At 63.1% G+C, this 17,721-nt stretch carries 16 protein-coding genes; 3 read left to right on the plus strand and 13 right to left on the minus strand.

Translation table 11 applies throughout. The features are described from left to right. Positions 1 to 12: 12 nt before the first annotated feature. From P3T20_RS01705 to P3T20_RS01735, 7 genes are all read right to left on the minus strand, one after another. Complete coding sequence (locus P3T20_RS01705) at positions 13 to 669, minus strand: DUF2894 domain-containing protein (protein ID WP_074268925.1); 657 nt, start codon at positions 667 to 669, stop codon at positions 13 to 15. Between the two features lie 25 nt (positions 670 to 694). Then, positions 695 to 1,345 carry an OmpA family protein gene (locus tag P3T20_RS01710; RefSeq protein ID WP_074268926.1) on the minus strand — a complete coding sequence of 217 codons (651 nt, stop codon included), beginning with the start codon at positions 1,343 to 1,345 and terminating at the stop codon, positions 695 to 697. Continuing rightward, positions 1,342 to 3,438 (minus strand): DUF802 domain-containing protein, encoded by a 2,097-nt coding sequence (locus tag P3T20_RS01715; protein WP_429285856.1) that lies wholly within the window; start codon positions 3,436 to 3,438, stop codon positions 1,342 to 1,344. Before P3T20_RS01715 ends, P3T20_RS01710 begins: the two co-directional genes overlap by 4 nt. Continuing rightward, positions 3,423 to 4,205 carry a DUF3348 domain-containing protein gene (locus tag P3T20_RS01720; protein ID WP_429285857.1) on the minus strand — a complete coding sequence of 261 codons (783 nt, stop codon included), beginning with the start codon at positions 4,203 to 4,205 and terminating at the stop codon, positions 3,423 to 3,425. Before P3T20_RS01720 ends, P3T20_RS01715 begins: the two co-directional genes overlap by 16 nt. A gap of 68 nt (positions 4,206 to 4,273) precedes the next feature. Then, on the minus strand, positions 4,274 to 5,317 hold the full coding sequence (locus P3T20_RS01725; protein ID WP_429285858.1) for an alpha/beta fold hydrolase: 1,044 nt from the start codon (positions 5,315 to 5,317) through the stop codon (positions 4,274 to 4,276). A 231-nt stretch (positions 5,318 to 5,548) separates the two neighbouring features. Further along, positions 5,549 to 6,871 carry an ATP-binding protein gene (locus P3T20_RS01730; protein WP_429285859.1) on the minus strand — a complete coding sequence of 441 codons (1,323 nt, stop codon included), beginning with the start codon at positions 6,869 to 6,871 and terminating at the stop codon, positions 5,549 to 5,551. Next, on the minus strand, positions 6,868 to 7,608 hold the full coding sequence (locus P3T20_RS01735) for a response regulator (protein ID WP_074268931.1): 741 nt from the start codon (positions 7,606 to 7,608) through the stop codon (positions 6,868 to 6,870). The genes P3T20_RS01730 and P3T20_RS01735 overlap by 4 nt, the downstream gene beginning before the upstream one ends. A 409-nt stretch (positions 7,609 to 8,017) precedes the next feature. Between P3T20_RS01735 and P3T20_RS01740 the strand changes: the two genes are divergently transcribed. After that, entirely contained in the window at positions 8,018 to 8,587 is a 570-nt protein-coding gene (locus tag P3T20_RS01740) for a thioredoxin family protein (protein WP_429285860.1), read from the plus strand. Then, complete coding sequence (locus tag P3T20_RS01745) at positions 8,538 to 8,858, plus strand: DUF4148 domain-containing protein (protein WP_429285861.1); 321 nt, start codon at positions 8,538 to 8,540, stop codon at positions 8,856 to 8,858. Before P3T20_RS01740 ends, P3T20_RS01745 begins: the two co-directional genes overlap by 50 nt. A gap of 16 nt (positions 8,859 to 8,874) precedes the next feature. Here P3T20_RS01745 and P3T20_RS01750 read toward each other — a convergent pair whose 3' ends face one another. From P3T20_RS01750 to P3T20_RS01765, 4 genes are all read right to left on the minus strand, one after another. Next, complete coding sequence (locus P3T20_RS01750) at positions 8,875 to 9,987, minus strand: acetoin dehydrogenase dihydrolipoyllysine-residue acetyltransferase subunit (protein ID WP_429285862.1); 1,113 nt, start codon at positions 9,985 to 9,987, stop codon at positions 8,875 to 8,877. A 2-nt stretch (positions 9,988 to 9,989) separates the two neighbouring features. Then, entirely contained in the window at positions 9,990 to 10,994 is a 1,005-nt protein-coding gene (locus P3T20_RS01755) for an alpha-ketoacid dehydrogenase subunit beta (RefSeq protein ID WP_074268934.1), read from the minus strand. A gap of 38 nt (positions 10,995 to 11,032) precedes the next feature. Further along, positions 11,033 to 12,016 (minus strand): thiamine pyrophosphate-dependent dehydrogenase E1 component subunit alpha, encoded by a 984-nt coding sequence (locus P3T20_RS01760; RefSeq protein ID WP_074268935.1) that lies wholly within the window; start codon positions 12,014 to 12,016, stop codon positions 11,033 to 11,035. 99 nt (positions 12,017 to 12,115) lie between these two features. Next, positions 12,116 to 13,204, minus strand: coding sequence for an ATP-NAD kinase family protein (locus P3T20_RS01765; RefSeq protein ID WP_429285863.1), 1,089 nt, complete (start codon positions 13,202 to 13,204; stop codon positions 12,116 to 12,118). A 420-nt stretch (positions 13,205 to 13,624) separates the two neighbouring features. On the opposite strand from P3T20_RS01765, the gene P3T20_RS01770 reads away from it, so the two are divergent. After that, positions 13,625 to 15,604, plus strand: coding sequence for a sigma-54-dependent Fis family transcriptional regulator (locus P3T20_RS01770; protein ID WP_429285864.1), 1,980 nt, complete (start codon positions 13,625 to 13,627; stop codon positions 15,602 to 15,604). Between the two features lie 45 nt (positions 15,605 to 15,649). Here the strand turns inward: P3T20_RS01770 and msrA are convergent, their stop codons facing one another. Both msrA and P3T20_RS01780 read right to left on the minus strand, forming a co-directional pair. Then, the gene (msrA, locus tag P3T20_RS01775; protein WP_429285865.1) at positions 15,650 to 16,153 is read right to left on the minus strand and encodes a peptide-methionine (S)-S-oxide reductase MsrA; all 504 of its coding nucleotides are present in this window, start codon (positions 16,151 to 16,153) and stop codon (positions 15,650 to 15,652) included. Positions 16,154 to 16,373: 220 nt separating this feature from the next. Then, positions 16,374 to 17,495, minus strand: a complete 1,122-nt coding sequence (locus tag P3T20_RS01780) for a sensor histidine kinase (RefSeq protein WP_429285866.1) — start codon at positions 17,493 to 17,495, stop codon at positions 16,374 to 16,376. Positions 17,496 to 17,721: the final 226 nt, after the last annotated feature.

The raw sequence follows: 17,721 nt of genomic DNA on the forward strand, positions 1-17,721 counted from the left end.
TAACGGTCAGCGCTAGCGGTGTTTGGCCCGGGCGCCCTTCTTCGCGCTTCCGGCACGCGGCGCGTCTTTACTCGCTGCAGTGTCGTCACCGTTCAGTTGCTCCATCCACGATAAGGCGTCGACGTACGACAGAAACTGCTGCAGATAACCCGGCGAGAGCTCACGCATTAGCGAAAGCGACCGATGCACGAGGCTGCTCGAATTGAGCGGCCCGGCATTGCCAGGCACCTGCTCCAGCGACTGGCGCAACTGACTCTCGGCGCTGAGCTTCGACCAGATCTCTCTGAAGTAATCGAGCAGATCGAGTTCGGGATACGAATGCAAGCGCGACGTGGGGTCATGCGCCGTCCGCGCATGATTGGCGATATAGGCGGTCAATTCAGCAAGCGCTCCGCGAGCGGACGGCACATTGCCCAACGACGACGCCACGGCCGTAGATCCAGCATCTGTATCACACGACGCGGTGCGTTCAAGATCCTGCGCATACGCCTCGACCAGCACAGAAAGCCTGTCGTCGAGAATACGTCGTGCCTCGCCGTTATGGCCGGCGGCCCGCCGCTCCAGCGCCTCAATGAAACGAAAGCGAACAGGGTTCAGACGATCCGCGCCGCACTCGCGCCAGGCGTCGAGAGTCGCGCGGACTCCGCTTTCCATATCGCTGCCGCTCATCTCGCCGCTGCCGTTACTGTTACCGCTAGTCACCGGATTTCACCGTAGCGCCAGACGACGGCCTCGGAACCGGTGCGATTTCCACGCGCCGATTGCGGGCACGTCCTGCTTCGTCGGCATTCGAACCGACCGGCTGCCCGGAGCCAAATGCGGCCGCAAATACTGAGGATGCCGGAATACCTTCATCGATCAACGCACGCGTCACCGTCAACGCGCGCTGGGCCGAGAGCTCCCAGTTGTCGGCAAAGCCGCGGTTAGCCCCCTTCACCTGACGGTCGTCGGTAAAGCCGCTCACCATCAGGATCTGGTCACTGGCCCGAAGATAGGCAGACAGCGGTCCGGCCAGGCTCTTCAAAACCTCGCGGCCCTCAGGCTGCAACTGATCCGAGTTCAGCGCGAACAACACGCTGCCATTGATGCCGATACGTCCGTTCACCAGCGTGACGCGTCCCGCTGCCAGCGGCCCCGCCAACGCCTGCTCGAGGGTCTTGCGGCGCTGCGTTTCCATCTGCCGCTGCTTGACCTCCTGTTCGAGCCGCGTCGAAAGTTCGAGCTGTACGCCAATCACACACACGAGGATCAGCACGAACGCGCCCAGCAACGCCGACATCAGATCGGCGAAGGCAGGCCATATCGGCGCGATCGCTTCCGCGCCGCCATCGATATCCTCGCTCATGCCGCATCGGCTCCGGCGGAAGCGCGCTGACTCGCGATCGTCTGCAGATCCTCGACGATCTGCTTCTGCGACATCATGCTCAGGTCGATCACTTCGCGAGCCTGCGCCACGTAGTAGGCAAGCTGTTCGTCGCTGCGCGCGAGGGACTTGTCCAGCGCGGTTTCGATGCGCTGCAGATGGGCGACGAGCTTGTCGTTCGACTCGCCGAACATCTGCACGGCCGCCCCGAACGCTTCGCCGAGACTCGCCACTTCGACGGCGCTGCCGGTCACCTGCGCGGCCACAGCGCCGAGCTTGCCGGTTTCAGCTTCGACCTTGTCGGTGAACTGCGTGCCGACGCGATCCAGCAGATCTGCCGAGGTGGACACCAGCGCATCCACGGCCGAGCGCTGTTCCGTGGACGCGTGGTTGACGGCGTCGAGCAGCGTCTCCAGCGTAGCCAACAGACGGCTGCGTTCTTCGAGCATCGCGGTATCGCGGACCATGCTGTCGGAGAGTTTCTGGCGCAATTCGGCGACGACTTCAGCCGCCGCTTTCGGTGCTTCCGAAGCCGCTTGCACGAGCCGCGAAATCTCGGCAATCGTCTCGCTGGCGTGCGCCTGACTCTGAGCGGATATGTCCCGCGCGGTTTGCTCCAACGTTGTGCAGATTTCCTGTTGCCGGTTTGCGGTGCTGGTGCCTGCCTGCTCCCACTCCCTGGCAAGGGACGCCGCCATCGAGCCAAGCACCTGGGTCCACGCCGCCAGACGTTGTTCGTCGCGCGAAGCCAATTCCGTCTGCAAGTTCGCATGCGATTCGCTCACGGCGCGCAGGAGCGTCGCCGAGTGCTGTTCGAAGGTCGCCGCGGCGGCAGCCAAAGCCTGCTCGTTGTGGCCAGCCAGCGTCTCGCCCGCGCGTTCTTGCCGCGTCAGGGCTTCGCTCCACGCTTGCGACACGCTGCCTGCCGTGGCATCCATGCGTGTAGATACGCTTTCCAGCAACGCCGCCGAGCGTTGCTCGAACGTCTCGGTGAAGCGCTGCAGCGAAGTATGCAGATTCTCCGCGAGCGCCTCGCTCGAACGTTGCTGTCCTGCCAGCGCCTCGGTCCAGATGCCCGCCACGTTCGTGGTAGCCGCTGCGAAGCCGCTCGACAGCCCATCCAATTGCCGTTCTACGGCCTGCGTCACGGTGTTATGCAAGCCAGCGGTTTCGCGCGCGAGACCGGCCATCGTTGCTTCCATGACCGGTTGCAGCGCCGCGCTGGCGGCGCGGGCGCTATCGGCGACGCTCGCCCTCATCGACTGCTCCACCGAAGCCGCGAGGCGCGTGTAGGCGGCCGCAGCCTTGCTGTGGAAGGCATCCTGAGTGGCGATCTGCCGCTCGCTCAGGGCGACGCTCTGTTGCTCGATGGTGGCCATCATTGCCTGCAGACGATCGACCAGCGTCGGCATCGTCTCAGCCTGCCGCTGCAGCAGCTTGAAGGTCTCGTCACGCTGATGGGCCTGCGAGTAGACGCGTAGAGTCGTCGCCACCTTGAGGTCGAGCAGTTGCGCCGCTTCGACCCGTTCGCGCCGGCACAGCGCGGAGAGCAGCCCAAGCATGGCGGAGGTGGCCACCCCGGCAATGGATGTACCGAACGCGAATCCCAACCCTTTGACCGGTGCGGCGAGCGAGGAGCGGATCGCATCGAGATCCGTCGCGCTCTGCAGCGCCTGGCCGGTGCCCCGCAGGGTCGCTACCATGCCCAGCAGCGTCCCCAGCATGCCCAGCAACACGAGCAGGCCGACCAGATACGGCGTCAACGCCGGTCCCGGCATGGCCACGCGCTCGCCCTCGACGCGCAGACGCACTGCATTGCGTAGGCTCGGATCGATCGGTTCGAGCCAGGCGCCCAGGCTGGACGGTCGCGCGGACAGGCCGGCGACCGCCCGCGTCAACGTATTCGTACCCTGACTGTAGCGCCACAGCTCAAGCGCGCCAGCGACGTAGCACGCGCCCACAAGCAACGTCACGGTCAGCGCCAGCGGATTCGAGCCGATGTAGCCAACCCCGATCCAGCACACGGCGGCCAGACCGGCCAGAAAAACAGCGAGATTAATCAGATACTTGGACATAGCGTCCCGGTTACGGGGTGCAAAGGGGTGCGAAGAGCCGCAAGCAGCCCCTCGACCGGTTGAAAACGAACCTCCAGTTCGGCGAGCAACACGCTCTGCATATCCTTGCGGAACACGTTCTGCCATGCGCCGGCTTTGACCGCTGCGCTCTCCCCTGCGGCTTCGGTGTCGGCCAGGGAAGCCTGCTCGGCCAGACGCAGACGGTCGAAATGTCCGGCGAGCATGCCGGGGACAGCCGTCAGCAGATTCCGCTCACGCGGGCTCAGAGCACGCTCCATGACGGCGTCGACGACCGCGAGGCGGGCCATGGCGGGCGTTCTGGCGGCCAGCATGGCCCGCAGCCGGCCGCGCAGGTTGCCGATGTCGGTCTCCATCGTCTGCTGGATCGACTGGTATTGCTGACGAAACACCGCGTAATCGAGCACCGTCCCGGTAGGCTCAGCTTGAGCACGCTCTCTCGGCGAACCGCGCCGGTTGGCGGCAGAGAGCGTGGTCTCGCGGACGATGGTACTCGTCAGCGAAGCGCGCACGCGGGCGCACTCGCTCTCCTCCGCGCTGCCGAACGCCCGCGCACCGGGCGCGACGACCGGCGGGTTGCCGCTCAGCGCGGTGGAAAGCCCAATGGCGTCGGTCCAGCCGAGCCATTGGCTGAGCCGGTCCGAGAGCGATTGGCTGGATTCGGCGACCTCGACGTCCGTCAGACGGGCGAGTAAGCGAATAAGTGCCGGACCGCTGGAAGCTGCTGTACGCTGCGAAGCTTGCACCATTCCGTCAGAGGCAAAAAAGGCAGCAGTTTACACTCAGACGGGATGAAGGCGGCCGGATTGCCTCGCGGTTAGAGTCGGGCGACGTCGAGGATGGCGTCGGCAAAGGCCTTCGGCGCTTCCTGGGGCAGGTTGTGTCCGATGCCGCCGTCGATGTTCCGGTGTTGATACTTGCCGGTGAACTTCTTCGCGTAGGCGGCCGGTTCAGGATGCGGCGCGCCGTTGGCATCGCCTTCCATGGTGATGGCCGGAACCGAGATGGCCGGCGCTGTCGCGAGACGCGCTTCGAGTGCGTCGTACTGCGGCTCGCCCTGAGCCAGACCAAGACGCCAGCGGTAGTTGTGAATCACCACGGCAACATGGTCCGGATTGTTGAACGACTCAGCCGAGCGGTCGTAAGTCGCGTCGTCGAAATTCCACTTAGGCGACGCGAGGCGCCAGATCAGCTTGTTGAAGTCGTGACGGTTCGCTTCATAACCCGCCTGGCCACGCTCCGTGGCGAAATAGAACTGATACCACCACTGCAGTTCCGCCTTCGGTGGCAGCGGTGCCTTGCCCGCCGCCTGATTGCCGATCAGATAGCCGCTCACAGAGACGATCGCCTTGACGCGTTGCGGCCACAGCGCGGCGATGATATCGACCGTGCGTGCGCCCCAATCGAAGCCGCCCAGGATTGCCTTGTCGATCTTCAAGGCGTCCATCAGCGCAATGATGTCCACGGCGACCACAGACTGCTGCCCGTTGCGCGGCGTGTCCGTAGAGAGGAAGCGCGTCGAACCATAGCCACGCAGATACGGCACGATGACGCGATAGCCCGCGGCAGCAAGTATCGGCGTCACCTCGGCGAAGCTGTAGATATCGTACGGCCATCCGTGCAGCAGAATGACGACAGGGCCGTTCTGCGGGCCCGCTTCTGCATACCCAATGCTCAGTGTCCCGGCGTTGATCTGGCGAAGGTTATCGAACGAAGCAACGCGCGTTGCGCCCGGTGTATTCGCCGACGTGCTGTTCGATTGTGCTTTGGCGAGTCCGCTCAGGCCCAACTCCAGCAGGCTGATCCCAGCCACGGTCGTCCCCAGCAGAAGACGACGTCGATTGTTGATCTGTTCCGGCATCACTGATTCTCCTCAAAGAATGGTCACAGGTGGTTCGCATACACGCCCTTTAGGACGTCTGATTTGCGAAGCCAGAGCGTCTGGCGTGGAAGTATTAAAGCCCGTGGACGTATCTGGCTTGTGTCCTGGAGTAGCGCCAGTGCAAGCATTTGTATTTATCGAGGATGCCGATACATTGCGATACAAAACGACGGAGGCGGCAGGTTCAACCGCCGCCTCCGTCCGGAAACGCTAGCGAACGCTCTTCAATACGAGCCTGGCTTCCAGACCGCCTTCGGGACGGTTCTGCAATGAGAGCGATGCGTCCATCGCCAAAGCGAGTTGACGAGCAATCGCGAGGCCGAGTCCCGTACCCCCCGTGCCGCGGTTGCGCGATCCTTCCAGCCGGTAGAACGGCTCGAACACCGCGTCAAGCAATTCGGCCGGAATACCCGGCCCGCGATCGAGCACGGAGATTGTCACCTGCCCGTCCTGCGAAGCGGCCAATCTGATTTCAGCCGAGCCGCCGAACTTCAGCGCGTTGTCAACCAGATTGCCCACGATCCGGCGCAACGCCTGGGGGCGCGTCACTAACGCGGTGGAGATTTGCCCATGCAGCGACACGTCCTTGCCGGCATCCACGTAGTCGAGCACAAGGCTGTCGAATAGTGCATCCGGATCGATCCGCAACGGCGCCTCGGTGGCGCCGTGCATGGTGCGCGCGTACGTGACACCTTCCTTGACCATCGTTTCCATTTCCCGCAGGTCCTGCTGCAGTTTTACGCCCTCGGCACTGTCGTCCATCACATCCAGGCGCAAACGCATGCGCGTGATCGGTGTTTGTAAGTCATGCGAAATTGCCGCGAGGATCTGCAGGCGCTCGGTCATGTACATCTTTATACGGTCCTGCATGGCATTGAACGCCCGCGCTGCGCGCGCCACTTCGTCCGGCCCGTCTTCGGGCAGACGCTCCGCTTTGAGATCGGGGCCGAGCGTATCGGCCGCCCGCGCCAACTGGCTCAATGGGCGCGTCGCGATGCGTACGGCCAGCCAGCAGCATGCGGCCAGCACCACCAGCTGCAGCACCAGCACCCACGACAACCACGGTGACAGCGGCGCGCTTGGCATGGGATGGTAGTCGATCGTCAGCGGCGTGCCGTCACTCAGTTGCAGATGAACCTGCAGGCGATCCGGGTCGCCCGGTACGGCGTTGGCCGTGAGCGGATAGCGCTTGCCGATGCCATCCGCGATGGATTGCGCCACCTTCGCCGAGAGCGCCGCGTCAGGAGGCGTACCGCTTACGCCGGGCCCCAGAGCGAAGGTATAGGTGCGCCGCGCCAGCCGCGGCAGCCATTCCGCACGCTCGCTGGGCGGCAGATGATCGAGCAACGCAACCGAGCTCGTAACCTCGCGCTCGATGTAACCCATCATCACGTTGGTCATGGTCTGGTCCCGCTCCGTCCTGGTGAGCCAGACCGACAGCGTTTGCACCAGCGCAAGGCTGACAAACAGAATCAGCGCGAGCCGGGCGAACAGCGTGCGCGGCGGCCATCGCAGCAAGGCATTGCGTTTCATTGATCGCCTTCGACCATGGTCACGGCAGCGGAGAACACGTAGCCCTCGCTACGCAGCGTCTTGATGTAGCGCGGTTCGCGCGCGGTGTCCTGCAGGCGCTGCCGCAAACGGCTCACCAGCAGATCGATCGAGCGGTCGAACGCGTCGGCCTGACGGCCCTGGGTCAGATTGAGCAACTGGTCTCGCGTCAGCACGCGTTGCGGGTGATCGAGAAATACGCGCAGCAGGCGGTACTCCGCGCCGCTCAGGGCCACCATGGTGCCCTCGGCGTCGAGCAGATGACGCGCGACAGTGTCGAGCCGCCAGTCGCCAAAGCTGATCATCGGCGAGGTTTCCGTCACCTGCATGCCGGGCGGCAGCATCCTCGCGCGGCGCAAGACCGAGCGGATGCGCGCCAGCAGTTCGCGCACGGCAAACGGCTTGGACAGGTAATCGTCGGCGCCCATTTCCAGCCCGACAATGCGATCCGTCTCTTCGCTGCGGGCGGTCAGCATCAAAACCGGCACCGCGCGAAACTTGCCCGCACGCAATTCGCGGCACAGGACCAGACCGTCCTCTCCGGGCATCATCAGGTCGAGCACGATCAGATCAGGCGCACCCTGCTCCAGCACGGCGCGCATCTGGCGACCGTTAGCGGCCAGCGATACGCGCATGCCGTTCTTCTCGAGATAGGTCGCAATGAGTTCGCGGATGCCGCGATCGTCATCGACGATCAGGATGTGGTCGGTGTTTTCCATCAATGGCTCAATCCTTCCGACGATTGACGCGCACACGGTTCACGTTGACCAGCAAACACTGCACGGGGTGCGCCATCTCCGCTGCAAGTCCGCCCGCCAGGAAGGCGAGAATTGCCATCAGCCGCCTCATACGTCCTCCGCGACTGACTGGTTCGCGCCATTGGCCACGATGACCTCCAGCGTATACGGGTCGATGCCTTCAAGGCAATCGACGGGCAGTTGGGCACTCATGGGACTCTCCACCATAGGAATGGCTGCTTTATAGCCTGGTACCGGCGAGGCTTTGTATCCCAATGTATCTGGGCATTCCCGCGACACAAAACATTGCACTGCAGCCACCGCGGCGACACAAGCCAGATACGAACGGGCGTTCCAATACAGCCATCCCGTTCAACGAAAGGCCCCTGAGATGTTCTCCAACTTCAAATCCGTCGCCGCCACGATCCTGTTTGCCGCCACCGTGGCTGGCGGTGCCGCTGCCATTACCGCTCTCGCGGCGAGTCCGGCAGCGGCCCCGGCTGCCACCCTTCCCGGCAAAAACAATACCGCTCCGGATTTCACCGGTATCGACAACTGGATCAATAGCAGCCCGCTGACTATTCAGCAGTTGCGCGGCAAGGTGGTGCTGGTCGACTTCTGGACCTACACCTGCATCAACTGTATCGACGTGCTGCCTCACGTGAAGGCCTGGAATCAGCAGTTCAGCAATCAGGGGCTGGTGGTAGTGGGCGTCCACACGCCCGAGTATCCGTTCGAACGCAACACGGACAACGTCAAGGAAGCGATCAAGCGCCTCGGCATCACCTACCCGGTCGCGCAGGACAACCACTATGCGACGTGGAACGCCTACGACAACGAGTATTGGCCGGCGTTCTATCTGGTCGACAAGAAGGGACGCGTCGTCTACACGCATTTCGGTGAAGGTGCTTATGACCAGACCGAAGCGAAGATCAAATCCTTGCTGGCGGAAAACCCGTGATTCGTATCGCCATGCATCTGGGCATCGCGGTGATACACGACATTGCAATTCGCCGCTTTCCCAACACAACCCCGATACGTCTGCGGGTTCAAATGCATCAACGCCGGCAACGACCGCCGCTCAACCGACGGTCGCCGCACAAACGCAGCAATGGAGTCCGAATCAAATCAACGCGGCGCCGAAGGCGCGTGCCGAAGTTCGTCATGAACTGGCTCAGGCCGAGCACGATGGCGAGATCGCCCGTCTGAACAAGTTGTATCAGGGTGGTTGATCGGCCTGCGCCACGGCTAGTCTCCGAAGAAGTCGTTGAGCAGGCGGTTCACCTCCGATGCAGCCTCCATCTGCACCATGTGTCCCTTCCCTTCAACGACATGCACAGAGACATCTCCCGCCAGTCCTTGCGCGTGACTGGCGGGAATGATCTGATCCTGCGCGCCCCAGATCACCAGCGTGCGCGGTGCGAGCGTTGCGAGGCGATCGCGATAGAGCTTGCGCTGCACGTTGCCTTCGAAGGCCGACGCGGCGATCTTCTGCAAAGCCTCGTTCACACCCTCCAGACGCTTGTACTTGACGATGTCTTCGACCAGTTGACGGGTCACCAGCGACGGATCCGCAAACAGCTTCGTCAGATGCGGTTTTATCGTGTTGCGGCTGCTGCCAGCCACAAAGCCGTCGATATACTCGCGATTGATCTCCTTGCCGAGACCTGCGCCCGCGATCAACGACAACGAAGCAACCCGCTGCGGCGCCTTATCGGCGACCGTCATCGCGACGAGACTGCCCATCGAATGTCCGACCAGATGCGCGCGCCCGATACCGCGATCGTCGAGAAACGCGATTACGCTCGCCGCCAGTTCGTCCGCGTCGCCTGCCTCGACCGCCTTGCCTGACTCGCCATGCCCCGGCAGATCAAGCGCCCATACCGCGCGATGAGCGGCAAGATCGGCGTGATTGAAGAGCCAGTTATTCAGGTCCCCCCCGAAACCGTGGATCAGGACCACAGGCGTGCCGCCCTCGCCGATCTTCAGATAGCGGATGGTGCGCCCGCCGATCTGCGCCTTCTCGGGTTGCGGCCCCGCGTCGGCGGTATCGGCGCTGGCCGGCACGAAGTCGCGCTGGAATGCTTCGACTGCCTGATCGATTTCCGCATCCGTGGTCGCTTCGTCGGACACCACCGCCAGCAGTGCGCCCACCGGCAACGTATCGCCCTCCTGTGCGATCTGACGACGCAGGATGCCATCGAAAGCGCACTCGACGCCGGACGCGATCTTGTCCGTTTCGACGTCGAGCACCTCATCGCCTTTGCCGACTTTCTCGCCCAGCGCCTTGAGCCATCCGTTGACCTGCCCCTGCTCCATCGAGAGGCCCCACTTGGGCATCGTAATCATGTGAACCGGCATTGCTAGCTCCTCACTTTCCGCACCGCAGCGGCGATTTTTTCGGCCGACGGGATGTACATGTCTTCGAGCACTCCGGCAAAAGGCGCCGGCGTGTGCGGCGCCGTGACGAGTTCGATCGGCGCCTTCAGCGAGTGAAACGCGCGTTGCGCGACCAGCGCGGCGATATCCGTTGCCATCGAGCAGCGCGGATTGGCTTCGTCGACCACCACCACGCGTCCAGTACGTTCGGCGCTCTCGAGGATCGTTTCTTCGTCGAGCGGCGAGGTGGTGCGCAAATCGATGACTTCCACCTGGATGCCTTCCTTGGCGAGTTTCTCTGCGGCCTCGGTCGCGAAGTGCACCATGCGTCCATAGGTCACGATGGTGACGTCGTCGCCTTCGCGCACCACGTTCGCTTCGCCGAACGGAATCGCATACGACTCTTCGGGCACATCGCCTTCACGGCTGTAGAGCAGCTTGTGCTCACAAAAAATCACCGGGTCGTTGTCGCGGATCGCCTGGATCAGCAGGCCCTTTGCGTCATACGGTGTGGACGGACACACCACTTTCAGCCCGGGAATGTGAGTGAATAGCGAGGTCAACATCTGCGAATGCTGGGCCGCTGCCCGCAAGCCGGCGCCCTGCATCGCGCGGATCACTACCGGCGTCACCGCTTTTCCGCCGAACATATAGCGAAACTTGGCGGCCTGATTGAAGATCTGATCGAAGCACACGCCCATGAAGTCGATAAACATCAACTCCGCGACCGGACGCATTCCGCAAGCGGCCGCGCCCACTGCCGCGCCGATATAACCGCCTTCCGAAAGTGGCGTATCGAGCACGCGCCCCGGATATTTGTGAAAGAGCCCCTTCGTTACACCGAGCACGCCGCCCCATGCGTCCTGCTCGCCGGGCGAACCTGCGCCGCCCGCGTTGTCCTCACCCATCACGATGACGCTTTCGTCGCGCGCCATCTCCTGACTCAGCGCTTCGTTGATCGCCTGAGAAAATGTGATCTTCCGTGCCATTTCCGCCTCCAATGCCAATGGTTAGATATGCTTTGCGTTTACGGATAAGACACGTAGACATCAGTCAATAGATCCTCGGCGGTCGGCAAAGGCGCCGCCTTGGCCTCTTTCACCGCATCGTCGATCAGTTGCCTGACCTTGGCATCGACACCACGCAACTCATTGGAAGTAAGCATTTCCGCGCGTACAACACGCTCTTCGAAGCGCTTCAGGCAATCCTTCTCGTCACGCAGCTTCTGCACCTCACCCGGCGCACGATAGGTTTGCGCATCGCCTTCGAAATGGCCGAAATAGCGCGAGAACTTCACTTCGACGAGCGTCGGGCCGCCGCCATTGCGGGCACGCTCGATGGCTTCGCCCAGCGCCTCATGCACCGCGAAGAAATCGAAACCGTCGACGATCACGCCCGGCATGCCGAAGCCGCTCGCCCGGTCGGCAATGTTGTCGGTAGCCACCGACCACGTCGACGAGGTCGCCTCGGCATAGCCGTTGTTTTCCGCCACGAAGATGGCCGGCAAGCGCCACACCGAAGCGAGATTCATCGATTCGAAGATCACCCCCTGATTCGACGCACCGTCGCCGAAGAAGCACACGCCGACGCCGCCGGTTTTCTTGTACTTGGCGGCGAGCGCCGCGCCGCAGATCAGCGGGCCGCCCGCTCCGACGATGCCATTCGCGCCGAGCATTCCCTTCGACAGATCCGCGATATGCATCGAGCCGCCCTTGCCATGGCACACCCCTGTCTGACGACCATAAATTTCGGCCATCATGCCGCGCACGTCGACGCCCTTGGCGATGCAATGGCCGTGACCGCGGTGCGTGGTGGCCACATAGTCCGCAATATCCAGATGCATCATCGTGCCCACCGCCGACGCTTCCTCGCCGGCATACAGGTGCACAAAGCCGGGAATCTCGCCGGTGGCGAATTCGACGTGCAGCCGCTCTTCGAATTCGCGGATTGTGCGCATCAACCGGTACGCCTCCAGTAGCTTTTCCTTGCTCAACTGACTCGAAACCGACATGGCTTGTCTCCTTGGAATGAATCAAATGCACTGCTACCTAAACAAGCGTCGCGCACGGCAGTTTGGAGCCACGGCTGACGCTGACTCAAATACGCTCTGCTAAGCGCCTGCGCCGGCCGCCGTCTGCATGACAGCGCCAGCCCTATAAGCCGCCTCGCGCATGAGCTGATGCGAAGCGCAATAGCGCAAGGTGCGGTCGACATCCACCGTGAGCGGGCCGTCCCAATCGAGCGAAATCTCATAGCAGTCGTCGCGCTCGAGCTCGATCTCGCGCTCACCGTCGAAGGCGAGCGTGCCGTGCCCGGTATTCAGCGGCGTCCACACGCCGGCCTCAAAGCGTTCGCAGGTGCGCAACGTCACCTGCTCGACGCGGCCAGGCGCGATCGGCGCGACGAGCGGCACACCCGGTTCGCCGTTGCGCCCAAAACACAGATGCAAGCCGTGTGGCGCGCTGCGTTCCACCGGAGCCCATGCGCCGCCAATCGACGACAGTCCGATGCCGTCGGGAGCCGCAAACGTCAAAAACAGCGTTTCGATATCTGCTGGTTCCGATACGGCCCGCGCGCCAACGAAGCGTTGACGGCTGACACACACGTCGACCAGCGCAGTCTCTTCGCGGCCGCGATTTGGCCCTGCCACGCAGCGGACCACGAGGCGTTTGTTGCGCCTCAACGCGACCTCGGCCGGCACCGCGCCGGACGCGACGAGCGCGCCCGCGAGGCCGGCGACGGTTGCCTCGCGCATCTCAGGGAAGGCGTTGTTGGTGCCGGTGGAGAGCGTCAGCAAGGGCACTTGCGCGCAATGCGCGGCCACCGCGCGATGCGTGCCGTCGCCGCCCAGCACCGCGATCAGCCCAACTTCTGCGCGCACCATCGCAGCGACGCCGGCATGGGTGTCCGCCACGCTGTCCGCAATCGGTTGTTCGAGGAATTCGACTTGAGGCCAGGGCTGTGGGCCGGCGAGCGCCGTATGGGTATCGATTGCGCGCAGCAGGAGCGCCGCGACGCCGGTGCGATCACGCAAGGTCAACACGCGCTCGACACCGACCACGCCGAGTCCCGCGAGCAGCCGCACGACCATGTTGGCCTTTTCCGATGTCGGGAACACCGACGCGTGGCTGGTGAGCCGGCGAATATCGCGTCCCGATGCGGGGTTCGCGATCACGCCGACGGTGATGGGCGATGGCACTGTCTTGTCTCCGGTCTTTTTCTGTGAAGCGCTGCCGACTGCTGCGCTTTCATGCGTGACAGAGACACTGCAAAGGATGTGCCAAAAAACCCAAGCGGCACCGCATGACAACGAAAACCGCTTGTTTAAAGGGGTTTCCGCGTACGGCGCACTCGCTGGTCATGCGGAACGAACAGCATCAGATAGCCATTGAGACGTCTCAAGCCCTCGACTCGTACGCTCGCAGGCGTCTCACCGGGCCACGCAAAGATCACGGCAAGCCCCGCCGCATAAGCCTCAACGCGACAACCCCGCAGTCTCACGACCCGCTTGAGACAATCGTCTCAGCCGTCTCGTATGCTGCATTGCAGTGTGATTGCGCACGTCAGATGTGCTACAAAAACAGCCTGCACTCACCGCGTGACTCGACGGGAGCCGGCCATGCCCTATGTCTCTCAAACCCAGCACGTCGACCGGGTGCGCGGCGCCATCGAGGGACGGCTGCCTGCGCCCGCTGGTTCGCCGCGTCTCGTGTCGTCATGGCAGCGCTCGTTCGAGGAATACCGGCTCGATCCGAGCTCCGTGATCGGGCCGCGGGTCCTCACCTCCAATGAACTGCGCGAAGTGCGAAGCAAGGAGGAGGCCTTTCTGCGCGCATCGGGCCAGTGTCTGGCGCGCCTGCACGAGATGATTCGCGTGGCCGACTATTGCGTGATGCTGACCGATGCACATGGCGTCACGATCGACTACCGGATCGACCGCGACCGCCGCAACGACTTCAAACGCGCGGGGCTGTTCATCGGTTCATGCTGGTCGGAGCGCGAAGAAGGCACCTGCGGTGTGGCAAACGTCCTGACCGATCTGGCGCCGATCACCGTCCACAAGACCGATCACTTCCGCGCAGCCTTCACCACGCTGACCTGCAGCGCGGCCCCGATCTTTGCACCGAACGGGGAGATGATCGGTGTGCTCGACGCGTCGGCGGTGCAGTCGCCGGATAATCGCGATAGCCAGCGCCTCGTGCTGCAACTGGTGCGGCAAAGTGCGGTGCTCATCGAAGATGGCTATTTTCTCAATCAGACGGCACAGCACTGGGTTCTCTTCGGCCACGCGAGCCGCAACTTCGTCGAAGCGCAACCCGAAGTGCTGATCGCACTCGACGAAGGCGGCAACGTGGTCGCCGCGAATCGCAAAGCGCACGAATGCGTCCCAGGACTCAAGGAACCGCGTCACATCGACGAAGTCGTCGATGTGTCAGCCGAGCATCTGCATGACGCCGCGCGCAGCGATGCGATTGTCGGACTACGGGTGCGAGCCACCGGCATGATGCTGTATGCACGAATCCGCGCACCGCTTAGGCGCTCCGCACGCCACAGCAGCAACAGCAGCAACAGCAGCGGCAACGGCGGCAATCTCACGGCGGCAAGCACGGCGCGCGAAGCGCAGGCGGACAGCAACCTCGGTTCCCTCGCTCGCTTCCTGCATAGCGCGGATCGCCGTATCGCACAGAACGCGCAGGTAGCGTTGCGCGTTGCCGGCAAACGGCTACCGCTTCTCGTGCTTGGTGAGACCGGCGTCGGCAAGGAAGTATTCGCGCGTGCCGTGCACGACGCTAGCGAGCGTCGCACCCGCCCCTTTGTTGCGGTCAATTGCAGCGCGATTCCCGAAGCGCTGATCGAAAGCGAGCTGTTCGGCTATGCGCCTGGCGCCTTTACCGGCGCTCGCAGCCGTGGCGCAACCGGCAAGATCGCGCAGGCCCACACGGGCACACTGTTTCTCGATGAGATCGGCGACATGCCGCTGAATCTGCAAACGCGTCTGTTGCGCGTGCTCGCCGAAGGCGAAGTGATACCGCTCGGCGGCGATGCACCGCAACAGGTGGATATCGACGTGATCTGCGCCACCCATCGCGATCTCGCGCAGATGGTGATGGACGGGCTCTTCCGCGAGGACCTGTACTACCGGCTGACCGGCGCGACGCTAAGCATGCCGCCGTTACGCGAACGCGCGGACATCCGCGATGTGATCGATGCGGTTTTCGACGAGGAAGCACGCACGGCCGGCCATGTGCTGACGCTCGATGCGCAGCTCGCAGCGCATCTGTGCACGTATGCGTGGCCTGGCAACATCCGCCAGTTACGCAACGTGCTGCGCTACGCGTGCGCGATGTGCGAGTCGACGCGTGTGGAGATGCGGCATGTGCCGCCGGATATCGCGGCGCTGCTCGCGCCTGACGGCGATGGCCGGCGTGCGCAGGAAGCCAGCGGATGCGATGAACACGACGAACGCGCCCGGATCATCGAAGCGCTCACGCGTCACCAATGGCGGCCCAATGCAGCCGCGGTCGCGCTCGGCATCTCGCGAGCGACCTTGTACCGGCGCATTGCCCGCCTGAAAATCTCCGGCCCGCATCGCGTGTGAAATGCCGCGGCCCGGCGGCTCAGCGGCACAGTCAGGCGCCTCCGCTCAAGCAGCGGGCAGCTTCCAGCCTTGCCGCACGAAGTGGCAGGTATATCCGTTGGGAATCCGCTCCAGGTAATCCTGATGTTCCGGCTCTGCCTCCCAGAACGGACCCGCAGGCGCGATCTCGGTGACGACCTTGCCGGGCCACAGATCCGATGCATCGACATCTGCCACCGTCTTCAACGCCACCTGCTTCTGCTCTTCGCTGAGATAGAAGATGGCTGAGCGGTAGCTCAGCCCAATGTCGTTGCCCTGGCGGTTTTTCGTGGTCGGATCGTGGATCTGAAAGAAGAATTCGAGGATCTGGCGATAGCTGATCTTGCCCGGATCGAACACGATCTCGATGGCCTCGGCGTGCGTGCCGTGGTTGCGGTAGGTGGCGTTGGGTACGTCGCCGCCCGTGTAGCCCACACGCGTGGACAGTACGCCGGGGTAGCGGCGCAGCAGGTCCTGCATGCCCCAGAAGCACCCGCCAGCCAGGAGGGCGGTTTCGGTTTGCGTCGTCATATCGATTCTCTCCATGAGTGCGGTGACTTTACTGAGTCCGTCACTCGTCAATGAACAAGTTAGCGTGTTGGGGTTTGCCGCCGGGAGCTGCGGTTCGTATCAGGCAGGCATCGGAAGCAGCATGCCAGAAGTCGACCATTTCCGTCGACTCACAGGTCAGGCCGGTCGTGTCGCGATTGGCATCGACGCACCTGGCGGCGAATTCGGAAACTCCCGTGGTCTACGAGCCGACAGGAATACGGACGGAAAACCGGGTTCCAAACTCCACGGTAGACTGCACTTCCAGGGCTCCCGCGTGGGCACTCACGATCTGCTTGCAGATGTAAAGGCCGAGGCCAAGGCCGCCTCCGGGCGCACTGGACGCTGGACGCCAGTACGGCTCGAAGACACGCGACAGCGTTTCCGGCGCGATCAGGTCGCCGCCGTTGGCGACGGAAAGCACCAGCTCACCGGCATCGATCGATCCTTCTATCACGATGGGCGCATCCGGCGCGCCGTGGCTGATGGCATTGCCCAGAAGATTGGACAGCAACTGCTGCATACGCGCCAGATCGCAACGAACGGGAGCGGCAATGGCCAGATGACACAACACTTCGCGCGACGGGTTCGCTTCGCACAGTTCGTCGACGACGGCACGCAGATGCTGCCCCAGGTCATCTACCGGCTGAAGAGAAACCGTGATTCCCGAGCCCAGACGACCGCGTGCGAAGTCCATCACATCGTCGATCAGCCGCGCCATGCGCGACGCGGTGGTTTTCAGACGCTTGCCGATATTTGCAATCTCGGGGTCCTGGACGCGGCGGCTCAAAAGCTCCGCGGTCGCTCCCACTGCAGCAAGCGGATTGCGCAAGTCATGCCCCAGCACCGCAATAAACTGCTCGCGCAGGGTCGCCGTCTCGCGTTCGTTCGACAGCAGCGCCTCCGTCGACCATTGGCGCTTTTCGCTGTCCAGTTGCATCCCGATCAGCGTCGCAAACACCTCGAACATGCGAACGATGCGCGGTTCCGAAACCTTCGCCGGGCGCGCATCGATCGCGCACAGGTTGCCGAAGTATTCGCCACTCGGCAGGATGATCGGCACCGAGATGTAGCTTTCCAGACCGTAGATTGCAGGCGTGTGATGCCCGCAATAGGTCGCGTCCTGACTGAACTGGTCGATCACGATGGCGGTTCTCGCGGCGCGCGATTCGAAGCACAGCGTAGTGTGCAAGTCCAGCTGCCCGCCAGGTTGCAGGCCGAAGTCGACGGTATCGCGCACCGCACAGGCTGTCCAGGTCGCGTCGGTGACGCGTGCAACGGCCGCGAAACCCATGCCGGTTTCGTCGCAAATCATTTGAAGCATGGACGGTACGGCCCCAATGCGCGCGACTGCGCCTATGTCGCGCGCGAGGGACTCCCGCGAGTCAATCGAGCTTGGTAAGTTGTTCACGTGTGGGATGTTGGCCGTCCGGATGGGTTTTATTTTGCCCTATTCCGGATCGGACTGGGGCCGCGAACAACCGGCGTTGCCCGCGGCAGGCGGATGCGCTGGGGGCGATCGCTTACCGTCAGGCTAACAGACCGCCGTC

It is taken from the genome of Paraburkholderia sp. GAS206C, assembly GCF_050435645.1.
Taxonomy (GTDB): Bacteria; Pseudomonadota; Gammaproteobacteria; order Burkholderiales; family Burkholderiaceae; genus Paraburkholderia; species Paraburkholderia phenazinium_B.